At 55.3% G+C, this 21,569-nt stretch carries 14 protein-coding genes; 8 read left to right on the top strand and 6 right to left on the bottom strand.

Going from position 1 to position 21,569, the window contains the following annotated elements; genetic code table 11:
* Positions 1-17: 17 nt before the first annotated feature.
* Positions 18-419 (bottom strand): hypothetical protein, encoded by a 402-nt coding sequence (locus N0M98_RS05175; RefSeq protein WP_249860537.1) that lies wholly within the window; start codon positions 417-419, stop codon positions 18-20.
* 182 nt (positions 420-601) lie between these two features.
* Between N0M98_RS05175 and rluF the strand changes: the two genes are divergently transcribed.
* Both rluF and N0M98_RS05165 read left to right on the top strand, forming a co-directional pair.
* The gene (rluF, locus tag N0M98_RS05170) at positions 602-1,303 is read left to right on the top strand and encodes a 23S rRNA pseudouridine(2604) synthase RluF (protein WP_259617125.1); all 702 of its coding nucleotides are present in this window, start codon (positions 602-604) and stop codon (positions 1,301-1,303) included.
* A 454-nt stretch (positions 1,304-1,757) separates the two neighbouring features.
* A complete protein-coding gene (locus tag N0M98_RS05165) occupies positions 1,758-3,080 on the top strand; it encodes a hemolysin family protein (protein ID WP_249860539.1) in 1,323 nt (440 codons plus the stop codon).
* Between the two features lie 294 nt (positions 3,081-3,374).
* Here N0M98_RS05165 and N0M98_RS05160 read toward each other — a convergent pair whose 3' ends face one another.
* Entirely contained in the window at positions 3,375-4,073 is a 699-nt protein-coding gene (locus N0M98_RS05160) for a response regulator (protein WP_249860540.1), read from the bottom strand.
* A gap of 224 nt (positions 4,074-4,297) precedes the next feature.
* On the opposite strand from N0M98_RS05160, the gene N0M98_RS05155 reads away from it, so the two are divergent.
* Positions 4,298-6,280, top strand: coding sequence for a sensor histidine kinase (locus N0M98_RS05155; RefSeq protein WP_259617124.1), 1,983 nt, complete (start codon positions 4,298-4,300; stop codon positions 6,278-6,280).
* Positions 6,281-6,285: 5 nt separating this feature from the next.
* Here N0M98_RS05155 and N0M98_RS05150 read toward each other — a convergent pair whose 3' ends face one another.
* The gene (locus N0M98_RS05150; RefSeq protein ID WP_375295442.1) at positions 6,286-7,158 is read right to left on the bottom strand and encodes an AraC family transcriptional regulator; all 873 of its coding nucleotides are present in this window, start codon (positions 7,156-7,158) and stop codon (positions 6,286-6,288) included.
* A gap of 305 nt (positions 7,159-7,463) precedes the next feature.
* On the opposite strand from N0M98_RS05150, the gene N0M98_RS05145 reads away from it, so the two are divergent.
* From N0M98_RS05145 to N0M98_RS05130, 4 genes are all read left to right on the top strand, one after another.
* Complete coding sequence (locus tag N0M98_RS05145; protein WP_259617122.1) at positions 7,464-8,633, top strand: galactokinase; 1,170 nt, start codon at positions 7,464-7,466, stop codon at positions 8,631-8,633.
* A gap of 45 nt (positions 8,634-8,678) precedes the next feature.
* Complete coding sequence (gene galE / locus N0M98_RS05140) at positions 8,679-9,665, top strand: UDP-glucose 4-epimerase GalE (protein ID WP_259617121.1); 987 nt, start codon at positions 8,679-8,681, stop codon at positions 9,663-9,665.
* 31 nt (positions 9,666-9,696) lie between these two features.
* On the top strand, positions 9,697-11,292 hold the full coding sequence (locus N0M98_RS05135) for a UDP-glucose--hexose-1-phosphate uridylyltransferase (protein WP_259617120.1): 1,596 nt from the start codon (positions 9,697-9,699) through the stop codon (positions 11,290-11,292).
* A gap of 176 nt (positions 11,293-11,468) precedes the next feature.
* Positions 11,469-13,685, top strand: a complete 2,217-nt coding sequence (locus tag N0M98_RS05130) for a methyl-accepting chemotaxis protein (protein ID WP_259617119.1) — start codon at positions 11,469-11,471, stop codon at positions 13,683-13,685.
* Positions 13,686-14,177: 492 nt separating this feature from the next.
* Here N0M98_RS05130 and bluB read toward each other — a convergent pair whose 3' ends face one another.
* Both bluB and N0M98_RS05120 read right to left on the bottom strand, forming a co-directional pair.
* A complete protein-coding gene (bluB, locus tag N0M98_RS05125; RefSeq protein ID WP_249860547.1) occupies positions 14,178-14,870 on the bottom strand; it encodes a 5,6-dimethylbenzimidazole synthase in 693 nt (230 codons plus the stop codon).
* A 105-nt stretch (positions 14,871-14,975) separates the two neighbouring features.
* Positions 14,976-17,888 (bottom strand): ATP-binding protein, encoded by a 2,913-nt coding sequence (locus N0M98_RS05120; protein ID WP_259617118.1) that lies wholly within the window; start codon positions 17,886-17,888, stop codon positions 14,976-14,978.
* Between the two features lie 266 nt (positions 17,889-18,154).
* On the opposite strand from N0M98_RS05120, the gene N0M98_RS05115 reads away from it, so the two are divergent.
* Positions 18,155-19,342 carry an EAL domain-containing protein gene (locus tag N0M98_RS05115; RefSeq protein WP_249860550.1) on the top strand — a complete coding sequence of 396 codons (1,188 nt, stop codon included), beginning with the start codon at positions 18,155-18,157 and terminating at the stop codon, positions 19,340-19,342.
* A 20-nt stretch (positions 19,343-19,362) separates the two neighbouring features.
* Here N0M98_RS05115 and N0M98_RS05110 read toward each other — a convergent pair.
* The coding region (locus tag N0M98_RS05110) for a DEAD/DEAH box helicase (RefSeq protein WP_259617117.1) at positions 19,363-21,569 on the bottom strand (2,207 nt) is incomplete at its 5' end.

The following is a 21,569-nucleotide window of genomic DNA, read 5'->3' as shown; positions in this document are numbered from 1 at the left end:
CTCCGCCGGCAGGCGTTTTATACGGAATGGACAGGATGCTTGTTGTGGCGCCGTTTGGCGGCTCGCAGCGCCGTAAAGGTCCAGACGGCTCCGCCCAGGTCAATCAAGCTCAGAGCGATGAAAATCGGCTTCAGCATGCCGAGCAGGACGAAGGTCGTCATAAAGACGATGATCGAGGCCCGCGTATATACGGTGAGGTAAAAGAAGCGGTACATTCCCGCCAGAGCGGAGGCGCAGTAATCGAACGCAAGGAACAGCAGGAACATGCCGATAACGCGAATCCATATTTCGCTTTCGGCCGTATATCCGAGCAGCGGAGCCAATAGGCCCGGCACGATCAGCAAAGTCAGGCTGAGCACGAACATATACAGGCTGAAATAAAATACTGTTTTCGCGGGATAAGACAGATGGGACAGCAAATGGAATACACCTCTTTTTCGATAGGATGCTTTTCGTAAACTGCGCTTTTTACATAGGACTATTTTACCAAACGAGGGATTTCGTGAAAATAGCCGATGAGCCTTCGGGTACCTTTTTGTTCCATTCCTCCCGGACATGATATAATGGTGGCAACCTTTTGATGAAGCGAGTGACCTGAAGGATGAGAATCAATAAATACATTAGTGAAACCGGCTTCTGCTCCCGGCGCGAAGTGGACAAATTGGTCGGAGCCGGACGCGTGACGATCAACGGTAAGCCCGCCGAGCTCGGCAGCCAGGTAGAGGAGGGCGACGACGTGCGCGTCGACGGCAGACCGATCAGCGATAAGAAGCGGGGAGTTTATATCGCGCTTAACAAGCCTGTCGGCATTACAAGCACGACCGAGCGCCACATCCGCGGAAACATCGTCGACTTCGTAGGCCATCAGGAGCGGATTTTTCCGATCGGCCGGTTGGATAAAGATTCCGAAGGGCTGATTTTACTTACTAACGACGGAGACATTGTCAATAAAATTCTTCGCGCCGAGAACCATCATGAGAAGGAGTATATCGTTACGGTGGACAAGCCGGTCACGCCGATGTTTTTGCAAGGCATGGCGGGCGGCGTTCGCATTCTGGGTACCGTGACCAAGCCCTGTCAAGTATTTAAACAGGAGGAGCGTGTGTTCCGCATTATTCTTACGCAGGGCTTAAACCGGCAAATCCGCAGAATGTGCAGCGCTTTCGGCTATGAGGTGAGAAAACTGAAGCGGGTGCGCATCATGAATATTCGGCTCGGAGGCTTGGCGTCGGGCCGCTGGCGCGACTTAACGGAAGGCGAACTGAACGAGCTCTTCCGCAGCATCGATCATGAGCATAAATAATCCGGCGATCGGCTGCGTAGGGCAGGAAGGAACGGTCCCAACTTGGAGAGACTGCTCCTCCGCCCTGCCGGAGGTTTGCCGCGGTTCGTATTTCCATAATCAGTAACCTTTATTTATTCATTCCCATCTCTTGCGCGGCGGAGCCCGGTCATGTACAATGTCTGTCAATACTACACCGCGTATTCCTGGTCTCATTCATCCGAATTATCGGTATTGAAGGTGTTCTAGAGACGAAAACGATGCAAAACAGCTCAAAAATAATGAAAAATAGTTTGTATACCTATACTTTATCCTTCTTATCTTTAAATATAACGTCCTTTATCGGCAACTCGTTCCTTGGATGCCGTCATAAATTGCGATATAATAAATATAAGTGTTACTAAAGTATGATTATAAAAATCGGAATTTTTAAGGGAGGTGTACCTATCCGCCTCACCGAGGGGATAGGGAATTATTGAGTAGTGACCCGTTACCTTTATTGTGGAATCTTGTATTGATTGTTGTTTTAATCTTATTGAATGGCTTTTTTGTCGCAGTAGAATTTGCGATGGTTAAGGTTCGTAACAGCAGGATTGAAACATTGGTCAAGGACGGCAACACAGGTGCCAAGTTTGCGCAAAAAATTACGGGCAACTTGAATGCGTACCTGTCCGCGTGTCAATTGGGTATCACATTAGCGTCACTAGCTTTAGGTTGGGTGGGCGAGCCCACCGTATCAAGAATCATTGAGCCGGTGCTCAAGGATATGGGATTGAACGCTACGTTGATTCATACGATTTCGTTCATTATCTCATTTTCCGTTATTACGACGTTTCATATCACTTTGGGCGAGCAGTTCCCGAAAACGTATGCGATCCGCAAGCCGGAACAGATTACGATGATGGCTGCCGTACCTATGATCGTCTTTTACAAAGTGATGTTCCCTTTCAACTGGCTGCTGAATACGATCTCCAACTGGATGCTGAAAAAAGCCGGCATCGAAGTCGGGTCCGAGCATGACTCGGCTCATACGGAGGAAGAAATTCGCGTCCTGATGAAGGAGAGTCACAAAAACGGACTTATCGATAATACCGAGCTTACGCTGGTAGACAATATATTTGAATTTACCGAAACGAACGCCCGCGAGATCATGATTCCCCGGACCGATATGGGCTGCTTGTACGTCCAGTTGTCGTTCGAGGAAAATATGAAAATTGCGCTGGATGAGATGCGAACACGCTACCCGGTGTGCGATCCGGATAAAGATAACATTATCGGGTTTGTCCATATAAAAGATTTGTTGAAGGCCAACGCCAATAGCACGGACATTCGTAAAATCATCCGTCCCATTACCAAGGTGCCCGAATCGATGCCGATCAGCAATCTGCTGAAGCTGATGCAGAAGAAAAGAGCGCAGATCGCGCTGCTGATCGACGAATACGGCGGCACTTCGGGGATGGTGACGCTGGAGGATATTATCGAAGAAATCGTCGGCGAGATTCAGGACGAATTCGATACGGATGAACGTCCGGCTTTGGAGCAAAGAGACGAAAGAACGTTTTCTATCGACGGCCGGATGCTGATTGACGAAGTCAACGACCGGTTCGGTCTGGATATCGATTCGGAGGATTACGATACGATCGGCGGCTGGGTGTATTCCCACATCGAGATTCCGCCGAAGAGGGGCCAGAAGATCGCGTTCAACGATCAGTATGAATTTATCGTCGAAGAAACGGATGAATTGCGGGTTTCCCGGATTATCGTCAGAAAGACTGCCGTGGAAACGTTAACGGCATAAGCGAACGCGGCAAACCCAAAGAGCGGTGTCTTAACGGACATCGCTCTTATTTTTTATTGTTTAGGAAATGATGCGCAGCCATTTCCTGTGGATATCCGGGGGGCTCCCCCGAAAGGAATGTCTACCCATGGAACGATCCCAGAGGAAGGGTTAGACGCCGATCCAGCTTAGGCTGGATGCGGACGGAATAAGCTTCAGAGCATCACGTCACTTTTGGGGGATTTGTTATGGCCGGCCGCTTCCGGCGTTCACGCCAACCGTAATGCAGCCAGTTATATAGGCCCAGTCTTATAGTTAGATACAGCTGTTGAATTTATAGCCGACTCCGCGCACCGTTTGCACGAATACGGGTTCGGTCGGGTTCGGCTCGATTTTTTTGCGCAAATTGCTTATGTGTACGAGCAAGGTGCGGGTGTCTCCGTTGCTGTCCACGCCCCATGCCATCTGATACAGCTGCTCGATCGGCACGACTTTGTTCGGCTTTTTGGCCATCAGCGCGAGCAGATCGAATTCTTTGGAGGAAAGCGGAGCGATGGAACCGTTCACCCACACGTTGCGGCTGATCAGATCGATCTCAAGACCCGGGAACGAGAGCTGCTGCGATTCCTCCTTCTGCTGGTCGAGCAGCTGCTTGCGGCGCAAATGGGCCTTCACACGGGCTACAAGCTGGCTGGGGCTGAACGGCTTGGTTACGTAATCGTCCCCGCCGATGCTAAGGCCGAGAATGATGTCCATGTCTTCGCTTTTACAGCTGATGAACAGAATCGGAATATGATAGTTGCGGCGGATTTGTCTGCAAATTTCAATACCGTCCATGCCCGGAAGCAAAATGTCCAGGATGACCATGTCGGGTTTGTAACGTTCCATATAGTCCAGAGCGCTCGGCCCGTTGTCGGTACTTATGATTTCATAGCCTTCCTTGGCCAGGTACAGTCGAATAAGCTCGATAATCTCCGGCTCGTCGTCGACAATTAAAATTTTTTCCGCTGACATTGCTTCTCCCCATCTCCAATCGAAGTTCTATCAATCTAGTTTCCAAATGGCAAAAATTGCGTTACGATGAGAGAAAAAAGATAAGAAAGAATGTGGTATCCATTTCCAAAATCTATCTCTATTATATATGGATTCCAACTGTTTTAGCTATCCTTTTGTTGGGCGGTTGCAGCAGCGTTAACGACCAATCCAGGCGTACGGCCCCCGCCGCGGAGCACGGAGTGATGGATTTAAGGGAGTGGGATTTTAAAAAAGACGGCAACGTGTCGCTGAACGGAGAATGGGATTTTTACTGGAACCGATTGTTGGCTCCGGATGAAGCTGCGGGTCAAGCGGCGGCCGGCCAATCGGCAGACTGGATCCGTCTTCCCGGCTCTTGGAACGGTCAAGCCGCAGACGGGCGGGAGCGAACCGGGAGAGGCTACGCCACCTTCCATCTGCGGGTGATGACGCAGCCTACGGGCAGCGTGCTCGCTATGGAACTGCCGACGATCCGCACGGCCTACCGGCTCTGGATAAACGGCGAGCCGGTGGCGGAGAGCGGGACCGTAGGCACGGATGCGGCCTCGTCCAAACCGGGCTATATGCCGCAGGTCGTTTATTTCAACACGAGCGGCACGATACAGGATATTGTCATTCAGGTATCCAATTTCGATCACCGGCTCGGCGGCATATGGAAAGATATGAAGATGGGAGAGGCTGCAGGGGTGGCATCTGACCATAGTCTGCATATGGGGCTCGATCTGATGCTGGTCGGCAGCCTGCTGCTGATGGGGATGTACCACCTCGGATTATTTCTGATTCGCTTCAAGGAGATCGGGGCGCTGTATTTTTCCATGTTTTGCGTAGTGATCGGAATTCGCGCGATGTTCGTCGGGGAAGGCGCCGTCTTCGAGCTGTTTCCCTCCATTCATTGGTTAACCGGCTTGCGAATCGAGTACTGGTGCTATTACATCGGCGTACCGCTGGCCGTGATGTTCTGCCGCACATTATATCCCCGGGAATTTCCCCTCTGGTTCATTCGCGGCGTGCAGTGCGCCGGAGCGTTGTTTTCGCTGGCTGTGCTGGCGCTTCCTTCGTGGTTGTTTACCTATACGGCTCCGTTGTACCAGGCGATTACCGGCATCGTATGCGCCTATGTGATGGCGGGCATGATCAGGGCGCTGCTGCAGAGGCGGGAAGGCTCCATGTTCGCGGTGCTCGGAGGCGGCGTATATTCCATTACGATTATGCTGGATATTTTATATTATAACCAATGGATTCATGTCGGAGATTTCGCTACGCTTGGGCTGTTCTTCTTCATTTTTATGACGTCCTTTATTATTAGCCTGAAGTCGTTCAAAGCGTTTGCTTCTGTGGAGACATTGTCCAGACAACTGCGGGAGCTGAATATGGGGCTGGAAAACCGGATCAAGGAACGGACGGCGGAGCTCGAACGTTCGAACCGGCGGCTGGAGAAGATGAACGAGGATCTCGGCCGTCTGGAGAATTCCAGACGCCATTTGCTGAGCAATATTTCTCATGATCTGGGTACGCCGATGACGCTGATTCAAGGCTATGTCGAGGCATTGATCGATCGTGTGGTTGTCGATCCCGATCAGCAGGAGAAATATTTGCGGCTCATTCTTGGCAGAATTACCGGCCTGAGCCGGCTGATCTCCGATCTGTTCCAACTGTCCAAGCTGGAGGCGCGGCAAATCGATTTCTCCATGCAGGAAATGACGGTAGAGGATGTCATCGGCTACTACAGCGACCGGTACGATCTGGAGGTTAACAACGCCGGACTGCGCTTCAGCGTGCAGGCGGCGGCCTTAGCTCAGGACGGGCGCGGCGCGGCGGGCACCGTATTTATCGATATCGACCGAATCGATCAGGTGCTGACGAATGTGATTTACAACGCGATTAAGCATACCCCCGTCGGCGGCTTCATTCAATTGCAGATTACCGTCGATACGCCGTCGCTGGTCATGCGCGTTCAGGATAACGGCAGCGGGATCGATCCGGAAGATTTGCCCTATATATTCGACCGTTTCTATAAAAAGGATAAATCCCGCAACTCCGCCGAAGGAGGCAGCGGTCTGGGGCTTGCCATCGCCAAGGAGATCGTGGAGTTCCACGGCGGGCGCATTTGGGCCGAAAGCCGGCTCGGGCAAGGAGCCTGCATCTGCTTTGCGCTGCCGCTGCAGCCGGCCCGCGTCTTGGGTTAAGGCTTTTAGCTCTCCAGCCGCTGCATCGCATGGCGGTAATCGGTCGGAGAGAGGCCGTAAATTCGTTTGAACTGCTTCGAGAAATAAAGCGGGTCATGGAAGCCGACCGAGGAGGCGATCTGCTCTACCGTCAGCTCTGGCCGCTCGCGCAGCAGCAGCCGGGCTTTGTCCGTACGCAGCCGCAGCAGGAACGTAACGGGCGTAAGCCCCGTATGCCGTTTGAAGAGTGTGGAGAGATAAGCCCGGTTATAGCCGAGAGCTTCGGCCATCAGCTCGATCGTGATCGGTTCCGCATACTGCGCGGACAAATAATGAATTGCCTGCTGCACGATATGCTCGCCGCTGCTCGTGAGCTGCGGCGAGCTGCGCTGTCCGGGCTGGAGCGCTTCGGCGTATTCGGCGAGCAGCAGGTGAAGGTAGCCGTTCGCCTTCAAGTTCGCATGAATCATGCGCGATTGGAACACGGTCTGGACGTGATGGTACAGTACGCCGACGGACCGCTTGCGGCCGGTATGGACGACCGGCTGCTGGGAGGAAAGCCCGATCTGCTGCAGCATCGCGGCCGCCATGGGCCCTTCGAAGGCGATCCAGCGGTAGAACCACGGCTCCTCTTCGTCCGCCTGGTAGCTGATCAGCTTCCCGGGCTCGATCAGGAAGCTGTCCCCGGGCCCGAGCGCATATGTCGTACCTTGGCATGTATAAGTGCCTCGGCCGGATTGAACGTGATGCAGCAAATAATAATCGACGACCTTGGGCCCGGGCTTATGCCCGGGCTTTGTCTGGCTGCTGCCTGTGAACAGGACGGTCAGCTCGTCGTCCGCTGCGGGCTGAGGGTTCGATACGACGTAGTAGCTGTCGCTTTTTTTTGAATTGGACATGGATGACATCTCCTCCCATTAGTCGATGGGCTAAAGGCTTGCCGGTTGCTTATACTAAGGCTCGATTGGTATCGATTGGTTCCGGTTTGTTCAGAAGAGGCCGTAAGCGGCGTTCAGAGCTCGGTTGTTGTCCGGATAGATTCAGTATATCATGATAGAGGGGTATTCATTACCTGCCGATCTAACATTTTTCCATGCGATGCTGACATCGTTCCATAGTGGGATTGAAGTCCGGGCAGTATACTGAAAGCAAGAATAACAGCTGCGAGTTTAACAGCGACCAATTTATAACAGGTGGTGTACCTATGGCAGAGCTACAAGCGTTGAAAGAGCAATTCGTGAAGCTGTACGGCAGTGAAGGAGTCGGAGAAATTCATACTTTTCACGCGCCGGGACGCGTCAACCTGATCGGCGAGCATACGGACTATAACGGAGGCTATGTGTTTCCGGCGGCGCTGACGTTCGGAACGACGATGCTGATCCGGCGGCGCGCCGACGATCAGGTTGGCTTCGCCTCGACCAACTTTCCGCTTCACAAACATATTTCCATTAACAATATTGCCTTCGATCCGGCGGACGACTGGATCAATTATCCGAAAGGCATCATTAGCCAGCTGCAGCTTGGCGGCGTAAATGTCGGAGGATACGATATTTTGTACAGCGGCGCGATCCCGAACGGCTCGGGTCTGTCCTCTTCGGCCTCCATCGAGGTCGTCACGGCGTTCGGCTTGCTTACCATGGAAGGGCAGCCTGCGGACAAGGTGCAGATCGCCCTGCTTTCGCAGAAGGCCGAAAACGAATTTATGGGCGTCCAATGCGGCATTATGGACCAATTCGCGGTGGCGATGGGCAAGAAGGATCATGCGATTCTGCTGATGTGCGACACGCTCGAATATAAGCATGTTCCGTTCCGCAGCGGCGCTTACAAGCTGGTGATCGGCAATACGAACAAGAAGCGGGGGCTTGTCGACTCCGCCTATAACGAGAGAAGAGCGCAGTGCGAGCAAGCGGTGCGCGATCTGCGGGCGCAATTCCCCGAGCTTACGCTGCTCGGCCAGCTGACGCTGGAGCAATTCAACGAGTATCAGCATTTGATCAAGGACGAGACGGTGCGCAAGCGTGCCCGCCATGTCGTGGAGGAAATCGACCGCGTGCTGCAATCGATGAAAGTGCTGGAGCAGGGAAATCTGGAGTCGTTCGGCAAACTGATGATCGGTTCGCACGATTCGTTGCGAGATTTGTACGAAGTGACCTGCCTGGAGCTGGACGTTATGGTCGAGGAAGCGCTGAAGGTACCGGGCGTGCTCGGCTCGCGCATGACCGGAGCGGGCTTCGGCGGATGTACCGTATCGCTGGTTCACGAAGACAGCGTGACGACGTTCATTGATCAGGTCGGAAGAGTATATAAGGAAAAAACGGGGCTGACCGCCGATTTCTACGTCTGCGATATCGGCAATGGCGTAGAGGAGCTATAAATTACGTAAAGCTATTATCGCTGGATCAGGAGAGGAGAGGTTCATATGGCAATTTTGGTTACTGGCGGGGCGGGTTATATCGGTTCGCATACCGTGGCCGAGCTGTTGGCAAGAAACGAAGAGGTGGTCGTCGTCGATAATCTGCAGCAAGGGCATCGTGAGGCGGTGCTCGGCGGCAAGCTGTACGTCGGCGATTTGCGCGATGCCGATTTCATGGATACCGTGTTCAAGGAAAACGAGATTGAAGCTGTGATCCATTTTGCGGCCAACTCGCTGGTCGGCGAGAGTATGCAAAATCCGGGGAAATATTATCATAACAATGTGTACGGTACGTTATGTTTGCTGGAGAAGATGAACGAGTACGGCGTGAAGAAAATCGTTTTCTCTTCCACGGCCGCAACCTACGGCGAACCGGAACAAGTGCCGATTGTGGAGAGCGACCGCACGCTGCCGACGAACGCATACGGCGAAACGAAGCTGGCGATGGAAAAAATGATGCGCTGGTTCGACACCGCCCATGGCATCAAATATGTGTCGCTGCGCTATTTCAATGCCGCGGGCGCCCATGAAAGCGGGCGGATCGGGGAAGATCATTCGCCGGAGACGCACTTGATTCCGATTATTTTGCAGGTTGCATTGGGCCAAAGAGAGCACATCTCGATTTTCGGCGAAGATTACGCGACGCCGGACGGCACCTGCATCCGCGATTACATTCATGTTACCGATCTGGCCGACGCCCATATTCTCGCGGTCGAGAAGCTGCGTAAGGGCGGCGACAGCAGTATCTACAATCTGGGCAACGGCAAGGGCTTCTCCGTGAAAGAAGTGGTCGAGATCGCCCGTCAGGTGACCGGGCACCCGATTCCAGCGGTCGTTCAAGAGCGCCGCGCCGGCGACCCGGCCGTGCTGATCGCATCCTCAGCCCGGACTCAGGCGGAGCTTGGCTGGAAGCCGCAGCGGGACAGTCTGGAACATATTATTAATTCGGCATGGACTTGGCACAAAAATCATCCGAACGGATATGCGAAGTAAACCGGCTTATGGGGAAAAGGAGGACATAGCTATGAAGGAAGCTACCGGGAGCCATCCGGCGTCGGATGCAGCTAAAGAAGCCGCACGGCTGGCTGTGGAGCAGCTGCTGGCATTCGGCGTTCGGCGCAAGCTGCTGGAGCCGCTCGATTGCTTCGCTGCGCGCAACGCTTTGCTGGAACTGCTGCAGCTTGGCGAGCCCTACGCGGGCGGCGAGGTTAAGGAGACGGACGCGGACAGTCCGGCAGAGCTGCTGGAGCTGCTGCTGGATTATGCGGCGGCGGCCGGCATTCTGGAGGACGACAACACGACGCTCCGGGATTTGCTGGACGCCAAAATGATGGGCTGTCTGATGCCGCGGCCGTCCGAGGTGGCCTCCCGCTTTTGGAGCACGGCGAAGCGGGACAGCGTGGAGCGGGCGACGGGCGAGTTTTACCGGATGTGCATCGATTCCAACTATATTCGGATGGACCGGATCGCCAAAAACCAGTATTGGCTCGCCTCGACCGAATACGGCGATTTGGAGATTACCGTCAATTTGTCGAAGCCGGAGAAAGACCCTAAGGAAATTGCGCTGCTTAAATCAGCGCCGCAAAGCCATTATCCGAAATGCTTGCTGTGTATCGAGAACATGGGCTATGCGGGGAGACTGAACCATCCGGCCAGGCAGAATCTGCGGGTCATTCCGTTGGAACTGGACGGCGAGCCGTGGTATTTTCAGTATTCTCCTTATGTGTATTACAACGAGCACAGCATTATTTTCGACCGCGAACACCGCCCGATGAAGACATCCCGGCAAACGTTCTACCGTCTGCTTGATTTCATCGATCAGTTTCCGCATTATTTTATCGGCTCGAACGCCGATCTTCCGATTGTCGGCGGATCGATTCTGAATCACGATCATTTCCAGGGGGGACGCCACTGCTTCCCGATGGAAAAAGCGCCCGTTGAGGGCAGCCTGACCCATCCCGGCTTCCCGAATGTGAAGCTCGGGATTGTCAAGTGGCCGATGTCGGTCATCCGTATGTCGGGACATAATAAGCTGCAGCTGCTCAAGCTGGCGGAGACGATTCTGACCGCTTGGCAGGCGTACAGCGATCCCGAGCATGATATTTATGCTTATACGGAGCAGGACGGGGCCAAAGCGCCGCATAATACGATTACGCCGATTGCGCGCAGCAATGCGTCGGGCGAGTACGAGCTGGATCTTGTGCTCCGCAATAACAGGACGAGCGACGAGCATCCCGACGGCATTTTCCACCCGCATCGGAACCTGCATCATATTAAGAAAGAAAACATCGGCTTGATCGAAGTTATGGGGCTGGCTGTTCTGCCGGGCCGTCTGAAAGACGAGATGGAGCTTTTAGCCCAAGTGCTGACAGGTTCCCTCCCCTTGGACGGGGCAATAACTTCGAATCCGGAGCATCCGCTGCACAAGCACCTGAGCTGGATTGACGAGCTGATTGCCGCGCACGGCAACCGGCTTGCACCTGAAGCGGCCCAATCCTTGCTGCAAACCGCGATAGGGGAGAAATTCTCCGATGTATTGCGGGATGCGGGGGTTTATAAACGTACGGAAAAAGGACGCGAAGGTTTCCTGACATTTATACGAACGTTCGGTTTTCAATAAGATTGATGCGTTATTTGCCGACCTATCCTCAGCGGGATGGGTCTTTTTTTCTGCAATTTAAGATTATATGATAAATTTAATGCGATAAATAGGAAATTTATCTCACATCAAAACGGAGTTTGTGTTATAGTATTTTACATATCTGTAACATGTGCAACGGGACGGGGGAGAGATATATGTTTGATTGGTTAGGGTTCAGAAAGGGGCTTCCTCTCTGGTGGTCTTACCGGCTAAATCGCGGCATAAAAGAGGATGTCGAAGATATATTCGAGGGGATTGCCAACACCCGGATGGAGCTGCTCAGAGGCTGGGCAAATGAGTATTGGTCCCATCTCGACCGGCTGTTTACCCAGATGGCGGCCGAAGGAATATGGAGCGCCGGCGGCTTGCAAGAGAGCGGAATCGAGATGGCAGGCAAGCTGTTTGCGGCCGTTCGGAACCGGGCTGCGGATTTCTCGGAGCTGTTCTTGCTGGATGAACAATCCAACGTCATATTTTCCTCCTATCCGCGTCATATAGGAACAAGTTACAAGGGGAGCGGGCTGCTGTCGAAAGGTCTGGAATATGCAAAGGTCGGGAGAAAATGTTTGTTCGGCCCCTACGCCGATCCGCTAACGCTGGAAATAGGGCCGACGACCTCGGCTTTTCACGATAAAATGACGCTGCTCTACATCGTGCCGCTCATCTCCGAAGGGCAGTGGAAGGGTGCGCTCTGCGGCAGAGTGCCGAACGACGTGATCGGCGATTTGATTCAGCGCGAATCCGGGCATGTGTACCCCGATTCCGGGGATAATTATATTTTCATGGCGCGGGCGGGGCTGAACGCCCATATTGCTCCGGGAACGGCGCTGTCGCGCAGCCGGTTCGAAGACCGTACGTTTACGCACGGGGAAAATTTGAAGGACGGCGTCGCCACCGATTGGGGCGTCGTTGCCGTGAAGGAGCATACGGAGCTGGAGCTCGTATTCACCGATCCTGCGACAGGCATGCTGCATCCCGGCGTCGCCGATACGATTGCGAATGGCAGCAATCTATTCGTCGCGTTCCCCGGTTACTCCGACTACCGCCACATTCCCGTGATCGGGAAGGGCGTAACGTTCCAGCTCCCGCATTGTCCGGACGTATGGGGCATGATGTGCGAGGGCGATCTCGAGGAGGTGTACCGCGTCCGCGGCATCGGCTGGAAGCTGACCAAGCTGCAGCTGCCGCTGATCGCAATATTCGCCGTATTGTCGGGCGTATTGATTTATTTGGCGGCGGGCAAGCCGCTTCTCTCCCCGGCTGCGCTGGCCTGCGGGTTCGGAGCGCTTCAACTGCTGTGCGGCCTGATCGTCGCCCGGACGGTTCATAAGCGGGGTACGCAGAAAATCGTCGGCAGCCTGCATGCGATCAACCGTTTTATCCGCATCAATGCCGAAGGCAAAGGCGACCTCACCCAGCGGCTCGATGTGACGCGGTTCGACAAGGACGAGACGCGCGAGCTGGCCAAATGGATCAATAATATGATCGATTCGCTGGAAGGGATCATGCTGCAGGTGAAGCAGGCGGCTTCGGACGTGCTGGACAACCAGCGGCAGCTGAGCGTTTCTACGGACAGCACCGCCGGCTCCACGGAGCGGATGAGCGGCAAGATTCACGATATGATCCGCAGCATCCGCAGTCAGCTGAAGGATATCGACGTCGCCAAGGACGCGGTCGAAGACATGCAGACGAAGCTGCGTATGATGGAAGACCGAGCGTCCGAGCAAATTGCCGTCGCTCAATCGGAGGTTGAGCGCATCGGCGGGAAAATGCAGCAAATTTCCGTCAAGGTTGCCGAAACGAACCGGACGATTTTGACGTTTATGGAGACGACGCAGCAGATCAAGAACGTTTTGCAGGTGATCGAAGAAATTTCGAATCAGACGAATCTGCTGTCCTTGAACGCATCGATTGAAGCGGCACGGGTAGGAGAGCATGGCAAAGGCTTCGCCGTTGTAGCCGGTGAAATTCGCAAGCTGGCCGATATAACCCGCAAATCGACGGAGGAAATTCACGGCACGGTGCAGCAGATTTACCAAAATGCCCAAGAGGCGTTCTCTTCGATGGAGGAGGGAACTCAGGTCGTCCAGGAAGGCACGCAGCTGGCCGCCGCGGCATCGGGGATTTTGAATGCGGCCGCCGTTGACTCGCAAAAAACGCAGGTGGTCGATGAAGTTGTCGGTTTGATGGAGAAGATCGCTGCGGTCAGTATGGAAAACCGCAAAATATCGACCGAGGTGGAAGGCAAGGTGCAGGAGCTTCTGTTGGATACCGTCAATGCCCGTCATACGTCACAGCATGTTGAAGCGATCAGCGGTTTTTTGCAGCAGCTTGTGAACCAATTCCGGCTTCGGGAGGCGCGGAGAAGATAATCGCCGCAGAGCGGATGCGGGATACGGCAAGCGGAAGTCCTCGGCATAGGCGCGCCGGTAAGGCGCGGCTGTATGCAGCCCCATCCCGCATCGGAGACCGGCACGCAAAGAAGACGCCCCCAAACCGCCCGATCAACGGCGGAGGCGTCTTTGCTGCTTGTTTAGGAAATGATGCGCAGCCATATCCTGTGGAAATCCGGGGGCACCCCCGAAAGGAATGTCTACCCATAGAACGATCCCAGAGGAAGGGGTAGACGCCGATCCAGCTTAGGCTGGATGCGGACGGAATAGGCTTCAGAGCATCACGTCACTTTTTGGGGATTTGTTCCGTTTCGTCACGGCGCACAGCATGGTCTGTGGGATGAACCGGCCGCTTGCTTGCTTTCACCGTTTGTAGCCGCCCGAGCGTCAGCTGAATCGTCGGCCGAGGGCGGCCCGCTCAGCACCGTTCCGCTGCAGCCGGAGCAGCGGCAGGACGGCGGGGCTGCCCGGTCAAGCCTGCCGCCCCCATTGTTCGGCGTAGATCAGGGGCTCCAGCTGCCGTCTCTTTTCCCAATTCGACGATTCCAGAATCGGTATGTCCGGATAATGGTCGGTGTAGCCGACGGAGAGCAGCGCAATCGGATCGATGTGCGGCGGTATGCCCAGAATGTCGCGGACATCGTTTTTCTTATAAAAGCTGACCCAGCCCATGGCAAGTCCCTCTGCGCAGGCGGCCAGCCACATGTTTTGAATGGCGCAGGCCGTTGACATCATATCCGTCTCCGGAATGGAATTGCGCCCGAGCACATGTGAGCCGCCCCGGGTCGGGTCGCAGGTGACGCAAACGGTCAGCGGCGCTTGTTCGATTCCCTCGATCTTCAAGGACATGAACCGGGTCTCGCGCTCTCCCTCATAGTGAATGGCGAGCGCCCGTCTTTCTTTGTCGGCCGCCCAAGCCAGCCGTTTCTTCACGTCCGCCGATTGCACAAGGATAAAATTCCAGGGCTGCATGAAGCCTACGGACGGGGCGTGATGAGCGGCGTCCAGCAGCTTCAGGATCGTATCCGGAGCGACGGGATCGGGCCGGAATGTACGTATATCTCTGCGGGTGTAGATGGCTTTGTAGACGGCTTCTTTTTCCTCTTGGCTGAAATGCGGCATAGGAAGCACCCCTTTCTTGCAGCTATACAAGTACCATATCATATGCAGCCGCTCCCGCAAAAGGGGAAGGCGCTTACAATGTATGGTACGCCTTTTATGCAAAAAACCGCCGGAACATGCTCCGGCGGTTAACGATAGCAGGCCGTTCTATTGCGGATCGGACTGAGCCTTGCGTTTGAGTTCGATTCGGATCGTATCCTGGCCGCGGGTGATTTCATTGACCTCCATGCCTTTCCTTTTCAAGGAAGAGGTGATCAAGGCTTCGTCCTGCTTCGGAAACACGTAGGACGGATAGCTGTCCGTATGATACAGCAGCTGCTCGGCAACCTGAAGCAGCTTCTCCATGGAGAACGGCTTCCGCAAAAATTTCTCGATGTCCTTCTCATGGTAGTTCAGAGGAGGCTCAAGCGCGGTGGAGACGATGACCGGGGTCCGGAACGTCACCGGATGGTCGTACAGCGCGGCCATGAAATCCCAGCCGCTCTTCGTCCCCTCCAGCAGGATATCGACGATGCACAACCGGGGAGGATGCGTCCGTATATGCCGCAGCGCTACGATGCCTTCCTCTGCCGAACGCAAATGTACGGTCGGGATGTCCAGCTTGCCGAGAGCGACTTGGATAAGCTTGGCCAAGTTCTCGTCGTCTTCCAGTACGATGATGCTGCCGTCCGCATGAGGCACCGTGTAGCTGTCCAGCTCGACGGAGAAGGTCGTGCCTTCGCCCATGACCGAGTCGAAGGAAATAGCCCCTTGATGCGCGTCGACAATTTCCTTGACGATGGCCAGCCCCAGACCGGTGCCGCCGATCTGCCGCCGGTCCGAATTGTCGACCCGGTAAAACTTGGAGAACAGCTTGCCTCGGGACTCTTCGGGAATACCGAGGCCGTAGTCGGTCACGAGCAGCTTGATGCGCTCATTCTCCTGCCGGACGGCGATATCTACGCGATCGGCCTGCGGAGAATATTTGATCGCGTTGCTGAGCAGATTGTGGACGATCTGCTTGAGGCGGTCGCTGTCGGCGCGAACCCAAACTTCCGCATCGGGAGCGTCGACGAGGATCGCGTGGCTGTGCTTTTCCTTCCATTGGTCCGCCACATCCCGGACTACTCCGGCCAAATCGACCGGGGTAAAGTGATAAACCTGCTTCCCGGATTCCATCCGCTGCAGATCGAGAAAGTCGTTGATCAGCGTGGACAGGCGGTGGGCTTCTTTGTAGATCGTCTCCAAATACCGCTGCTGCTTGTCGGCAGTCAGCTTGCGGTGCAGCAAAATCTCGATAAAGCCGAGTACGCTGGCCAGCGGGGTGCGCAGCTCATGGGAGACGATGCTGATGAATTCGTTCTTCATCTCGTCAACCTTCTCTTCTTCCGTACGGTCTCGGAATACGAAGAGGTAGCCTTGCTCCTGCCGGTTTTTCTTATCGCCCACCAGGGTGGCGTACAGCTCGATATAGCGGTGCTCCTCCCCGCCGGTCAAGACGAACCGTTCGGTCAGCTTGTCCAGAGAGCCTTCGAGAAGTCCTTCAATAGCTGTTCGCACAGGAGAGAAGGAAGGGGTGTGCGATTCGATGTCTTTGCTTAATTGCACCCAGTTTTCTCCGATGCGGCGGTTCAGGGCGAAATAGCTTTCCATGCGATGATTGGCGAACATCAGCGTGCCGTAGGCGTCGCACATCATCATGCCCTCGTGCGTCGATTCCAGTATGTTTTCGATCAAATCGCGCTGCTCCTCAATAAGCAGCTTCTCTTGGAGCAGCTGCTCATTCAACTGCTCCAATCTTGCCGCCTGGCGGCTGCGCTCCTCGTTCATCAGCTGGGCGAGGAAGGCGAGTCCGAATTGGCGGACCAATCCTTTGCCGGCGCGCAGGGTCTGCTCGCTGTGGGAGGACAAGTACCCGGTCAGCAGCAAAAAGCCGATCACTTCCTGATGATCGTCGAACAAAGGATGGTACTGGTCGAGCGCATAAGTCATCGATTGGTGGACGCCGACTTCCTCGGCGGACAGCTCCCTGCGCAGATCGATCTGCGTCCGTTCGCGGAATACGCGAAGCGCGGGGCCGAACAACTGCTGCTCAATGCGGGAGGGAAGCTGCTTCGGATATCCTACCGCATATAAAATGTCGTAGGCAGGCTGGCTGCGGCCCGAATCATGCGTCTGGCGATCGGGCGATTTCACGACCAGCAGGGCAGCGTCCATCTGCAGCAGCTGGAGCAGGTCCGGTATCGACGAGTCGAGAAATTGGCCCATATTCAGCGCCCCGGTCAGCTTCTCTTGGTACGTGCTGATCGTCTCCAGCTCCTGCTCCCGTTGGGACAGCTTCTCCAGCGTCTGCTCCTGCTCTTCCTGCTGGGCAATGATCTCTTCATTTTGCGCTTCCAGGCTTTCCGCCATGTAGCGATACGTTTCTTCGCTTCTGCGCAAAGCGGTTTCCGCCCGATCGGCCCGCTTGAAGACAAACGCACAGCAAATGCCGATAATGATCGCGATAGCTCCGCCGCCGGCGATGATGATCCGCGTATAGTGGCCCGTTTTCTGCGCATGGCTGTAGACATCGGTGCCGATCGAGTCGATCTCGGTGCGCAGCTTCACATGAAGCTGGCGGAAGCGGTCCATCAGCTGTCTGCCGCTATTCACCCGGCTCAGCACCTCATCGGTCTTGCCCCCGCGGACTAAGGCGATCTGGGATTCGTAATAATCCTGGAGCTTATGAATTTGCGGGACGATATCTCCCTCCATCAAGCTTTTTAGGGAGGGGTAATGACTTTCGTATCGGGCTATCGCTTCCAGGTCCTGGACGAGCTGCGCTTTACCTTGGTTGTAGGGCTCCAAATATTTCTCTTCATGTGTGACCTCAAAGCCTCGAACCCCGGTCTCCTGATTGATCATGTCGCCCAATATATTTTCCGCGACGGAGGAAAGAGGGATCGTTTCCTTCACGAAGCTGTCCAGCTCGGCTTCCATATTCGTGGATGCGACAAAGCTGGAAATGCTGATGCAGGCGAGCAGGAAGATAATGAGGATGACATAAAGCAAGGACACGTTGGATCGGGTAACGTTCATACAACACCGCCTAAATGATTTGAAAAAGCATGTCTTGCGTCTTGCCGCCGGTTGGGCGGCGCAAGGCCGTTGCCGGATGATGACGATGTAACGTATTCGACAAAGCTTCGACAAAATCCTTTCGTTTCCAATGCGTTGTGGGCAGCTCGCCTGCTGCGGCTTGATACATAATGAATTGCCAGTCGGACGATTGTCACTTACAATAAGGAATATGTTAGAAAATGTATCACGAAACTGACGTGTGGGCTTGTAGGAGGGCAAACATCATGTTAAGCGGGTATCGGATGCCGCAGGATGAACAGTTGGTTCCTTATTTTCAACCGATCCTATCGCTGCAAACCCAAAAAATTACGGCTTACGAAGCATTGGGGAGGATGGTAGATGAAGGGGGCGTGCGGAGCCTAGGCCCGTTTTTCCAAAACGATGTCATTACGGATGAACAGCATCTTCATGTCGACCGCATTTTGCGGGAAAAGGCGATTGCCCGGATGGCCCGGGCCGGTTCAGGTGCCATGTTGTTTCTGAACTTGAAGCCTTCCTGGATCTACAGGATGTATAAGGCGACGGGCGAACTTCCGACGCTGCAGTTTATCGAGAAGCACGGTCTGGACCCGTCCCGGGTCGTCATCGAGGTAACCGAAGAGGAATTTCACGGCCGATTGGACGAGCTGTCGTCCGTCGTCGACGTCTACCGCCGTCATGGCTGTCTGGTTGCTATAGACGACATCGGAAGCGGGTACAGCAACTATGACAGAATCGCTTCCATTCAGCCGAATATTTTGAAAATCGATTTGAAGCTGCTCAAAAAAAGCGCTATGCATGACGGCTACAAGGCGCTGCTCAATTCGTTTTCCATTTTATCGTCCCAGATGGGTTCTTCATTATTGATCGAGGGCGTGGAGACGAAGCGGGATTTGTACCATTCGCTGAGGGCGGGGGCGAGGTACGTGCAAGGTTTCCTGTTCTCCGAAGCGGGCCCTTGCCTGCAGCAAGAGGACGCGTACGAAAGCTTGTTGAAGGAGGAGCTTCGGAGATATACGGAACAGGAAATTGCCCGTTACCGGGAGCTGTTCTCTGTGCAGAACGGCCTGAGCGGGTTGGTCAGGCCGGATGCGCAGATCGCCTCGGCGGAAGAGGCGGATGCGATGATCGAGAGCTTGCTGCCGGGCATCGAACTGAATGTCGTACGAATTTATATTTGCCGCGATGACGGATGTCAGGTTTCCTCCAACTATGTCCGCGATGCGATCGGGGAATGGGAGAAGGATGCCCGCTATCGGGGCTCCAATTGGATATGGCGTCCTTATTTCATCCCGAACATGCTGCGTATGAGCCATCAGAGGCAAGGCATGCTGTCGCAGGAATATACCGATCTGGACACCTCCAGGCCGATGCAGACGTACTCGTGCCCGATCGGAGACACCCATTATTTGTTTCTCGATCTGCAGGCCTAGCCTGCTGCCGGAGTATGCCGCTACATCTCGACCCAGTCGTTGCGCAGGGCAAACAGCTCTTTCAAATCGTCGGTAGACAGTTCGGTGATCCACTGCTCGCCGTTGCCGACGATTTGTTGGCTTAAGCCCTGCTTCTTCTCGATCATTTCATCGATTCGCTCTTCCAGCGTTCCAAGAGTCACGAACTTGTGAACCTGCACGTGGCGCGTCTGTCCGATCCGGAACGCGCGGTCCGTGGCCTGGTTCTCAACGGCCGGATTCCACCACCGGTCGAAGTGAAAGACGTGATTGGCCGCCGTCAAATTCAGCCCCGTCCCGCCGGCTTTGAGCGACAGCAGGAATATAGCCGGCTGCTGCTCCGCAGGCTGCGCATCGTCCTGGAACTCGGCGATCATGCGATCCCGCGCCGCCTTCGGAGTGCCTCCGTGAAGGAATAGCGCGCGGGAGGCGAGCTCCTGTTCCAGAATGCGCTGCAGCATGTGGCCGGTCTCCACGAATTGGGTGAAGATCAGGCATTTATCGCCTTCCTGCCGCAGCTCCTGCACCATCTCCAGCAGCCGCTCGACTTTGTTGGAACGCTGCTGCCACGGAGCTCCCGCCGGCTCCTTGAGCATCAAGGACGGGTGGTTGCATATTTGCTTAAGCTTCGTCAGCGCGGCCAGAATTAATCCCCGCCGTTCCATCGGGCTCAGGCTGTCCAGCCTGTCGAACATCTCTTTGATGTAATTTTCGTACAGCGTTCCCTGTTCGGCCGTGAGCGAAACAAAGGTTTTGTATTCGTATTTATCCGGAAGGTCGAGCTGAATGGCCGGGTCTTTCTTGACTCGCCGCAGCAGAAACGGGCGAATAAGCCGCTGCACTTTGGAGACGAGTTCCGGATCGTTCGAGCGCTCGATGGCCCCGACGTAACGATGCGTAAACTCGCGCAGCGTTCCGAGGTAACCCGGGTTCAGAAAATCGAAGATCGACCACAGCTCGGTCAGCCGATTCTCGATCGGCGTGCCGGTCATCGCGATCCGGTGCCGGCTCTTCAAGCTGCGTATCGAGGTCGCCTGCTTGGTATAAGCGTTTTTAATATTTTGCGCTTCGTCCAGGCAAATGGAGCTCCATTCGAGCTGAGTCAGCTCCGTTTCGTCCAGATGGGAAAGCGTATAGGTGGTCAGCACCAGATCATAGCCTTCGCAGCGCGACTTGAACGCTTCGCCTTTGGCCCGGCCCGGTCCGTAATGAAGATGGACGTTGAGCTCGGGGGCGAACCGCTGGAGCTCCTTTTGCCAGTTGCCGAGAACGGAGGTCGGGCAGATGAGCAGCGACGGCGCCGTTTCGGCTCCGGCTTCGGAAGCCCCGCCGGCGCGCTGCAGCTCCCGCAGATGAAGCAGATAGGTAATCATCTGAATCGTTTTGCCGAGGCCCATATCGTCGGCCAAACAGCCCCCCAGGCCGCAGCGGCGCAGGAACAGCAGCCAGGAGATGCCCTCGACCTGATAAGGCCGCAGGGTGCCTCTGAAGGATGCGGGCGGCTCCACCAGCGGCGGGCGCTTGGCATGATTGAGCAGGTCTACCATCTCCTGCAGCTGTTCGTTCAGCTCGACTTCCATCTGCAGCGAGCGCTGGAAGCCGAACTCTTCCTCGCCTTCGGAGGAGCCGAGCAGATGCAGCTCCAGCACGTCGCGCAGCGAGAGGCCCTGCTTCTTCTGCACTTGCTTCATGACCTGCTGCAGCTGCAGCAGGTGGGCGGGGTCGAGCTGAACCCATTGGCCGCGGATTTGCACCAGCTTGCGGTTTTCCTCCAGCAGAGCGCGGAATTCCTCTTCTGTCAGCTCGATATCTCCGAGCGCGATTTTCCAATCGAACTGCATCAGCTGCTCCAGCCCGAACATCGATTGCGGTCCGGAGCCGACGGACGATTTGATCTTCGCCTTCAGCCGCGGCCGCCAGCGGCGGATGCGCTCCCACCAGGCGGGCAGGAAGACCGAATAGCCCGCCTCCATCAGGCGCAGGCTGCCGTCGGTCAGCAGCTGCCAAGCCTCGTCCTGCGTCAGCTCGCGGCGCAGCGTGCCGGGCTCTTCCGCTTGCTCGAGCCAAGGCAGGATGCGCCGCCACTTGGCGAGGTCGCGAGCCGCGCGGGCGAGCTCGGGCTGCCACGCCTCCGGCAGCCCGCTGAGCGGCTCCGCCGCGGCCTGGCCGCCGCCGGGCCCGCCCGGGGCAGCGGTCGCGTCTGCCGCTG

The sequence above is a fragment of the Paenibacillus doosanensis genome (assembly GCF_025060755.1).
In the GTDB taxonomy this organism is placed as follows: domain Bacteria; phylum Bacillota; class Bacilli; order Paenibacillales; family NBRC-103111; genus Paenibacillus_S; species Paenibacillus_S doosanensis.
The sequence above is the reverse complement of the archived record's forward strand: the minus strand, read 5'-3'. Positions and strand labels throughout refer to the sequence as shown.

Bases quoted from the DNA above. Each gene is read 5' to 3' on its own strand.
- rluF (WP_259617125.1), top strand. From the start codon at position 602: ATGAGAATCAATAAATACATTAGTGAAACCGGCTTCTGCTCCCGGCGC.
- N0M98_RS05160 (WP_249860540.1), bottom strand. From the start codon at position 4,073: ATGTCAGCGGAAAAAATTTTAATTGTCGACGACGAGCCGGAGATTATC.
- N0M98_RS05155 (WP_259617124.1), top strand. From the start codon at position 4,298: ATGGATTTAAGGGAGTGGGATTTTAAAAAAGACGGCAACGTGTCGCTG.
- N0M98_RS05150 (WP_375295442.1), bottom strand. From the start codon at position 7,158: ATGTCCAATTCAAAAAAAAGCGACAGCTACTACGTCGTATCGAACCCT.
- N0M98_RS05145 (WP_259617122.1), top strand. From the start codon at position 7,464: ATGGCAGAGCTACAAGCGTTGAAAGAGCAATTCGTGAAGCTGTACGGC.
- galE (WP_259617121.1), top strand. From the start codon at position 8,679: ATGGCAATTTTGGTTACTGGCGGGGCGGGTTATATCGGTTCGCATACC.
- N0M98_RS05135 (WP_259617120.1), top strand. From the start codon at position 9,697: ATGAAGGAAGCTACCGGGAGCCATCCGGCGTCGGATGCAGCTAAAGAA.
- N0M98_RS05130 (WP_259617119.1), top strand. From the start codon at position 11,469: ATGTTTGATTGGTTAGGGTTCAGAAAGGGGCTTCCTCTCTGGTGGTCT.
- bluB (WP_249860547.1), bottom strand. From the start codon at position 14,870: ATGATATGGTACTTGTATAGCTGCAAGAAAGGGGTGCTTCCTATGCCG.
- N0M98_RS05120 (WP_259617118.1), bottom strand. From the start codon at position 17,888: ATGAACGTTACCCGATCCAACGTGTCCTTGCTTTATGTCATCCTCATT.
- N0M98_RS05115 (WP_249860550.1), top strand. From the start codon at position 18,155: ATGTTAAGCGGGTATCGGATGCCGCAGGATGAACAGTTGGTTCCTTAT.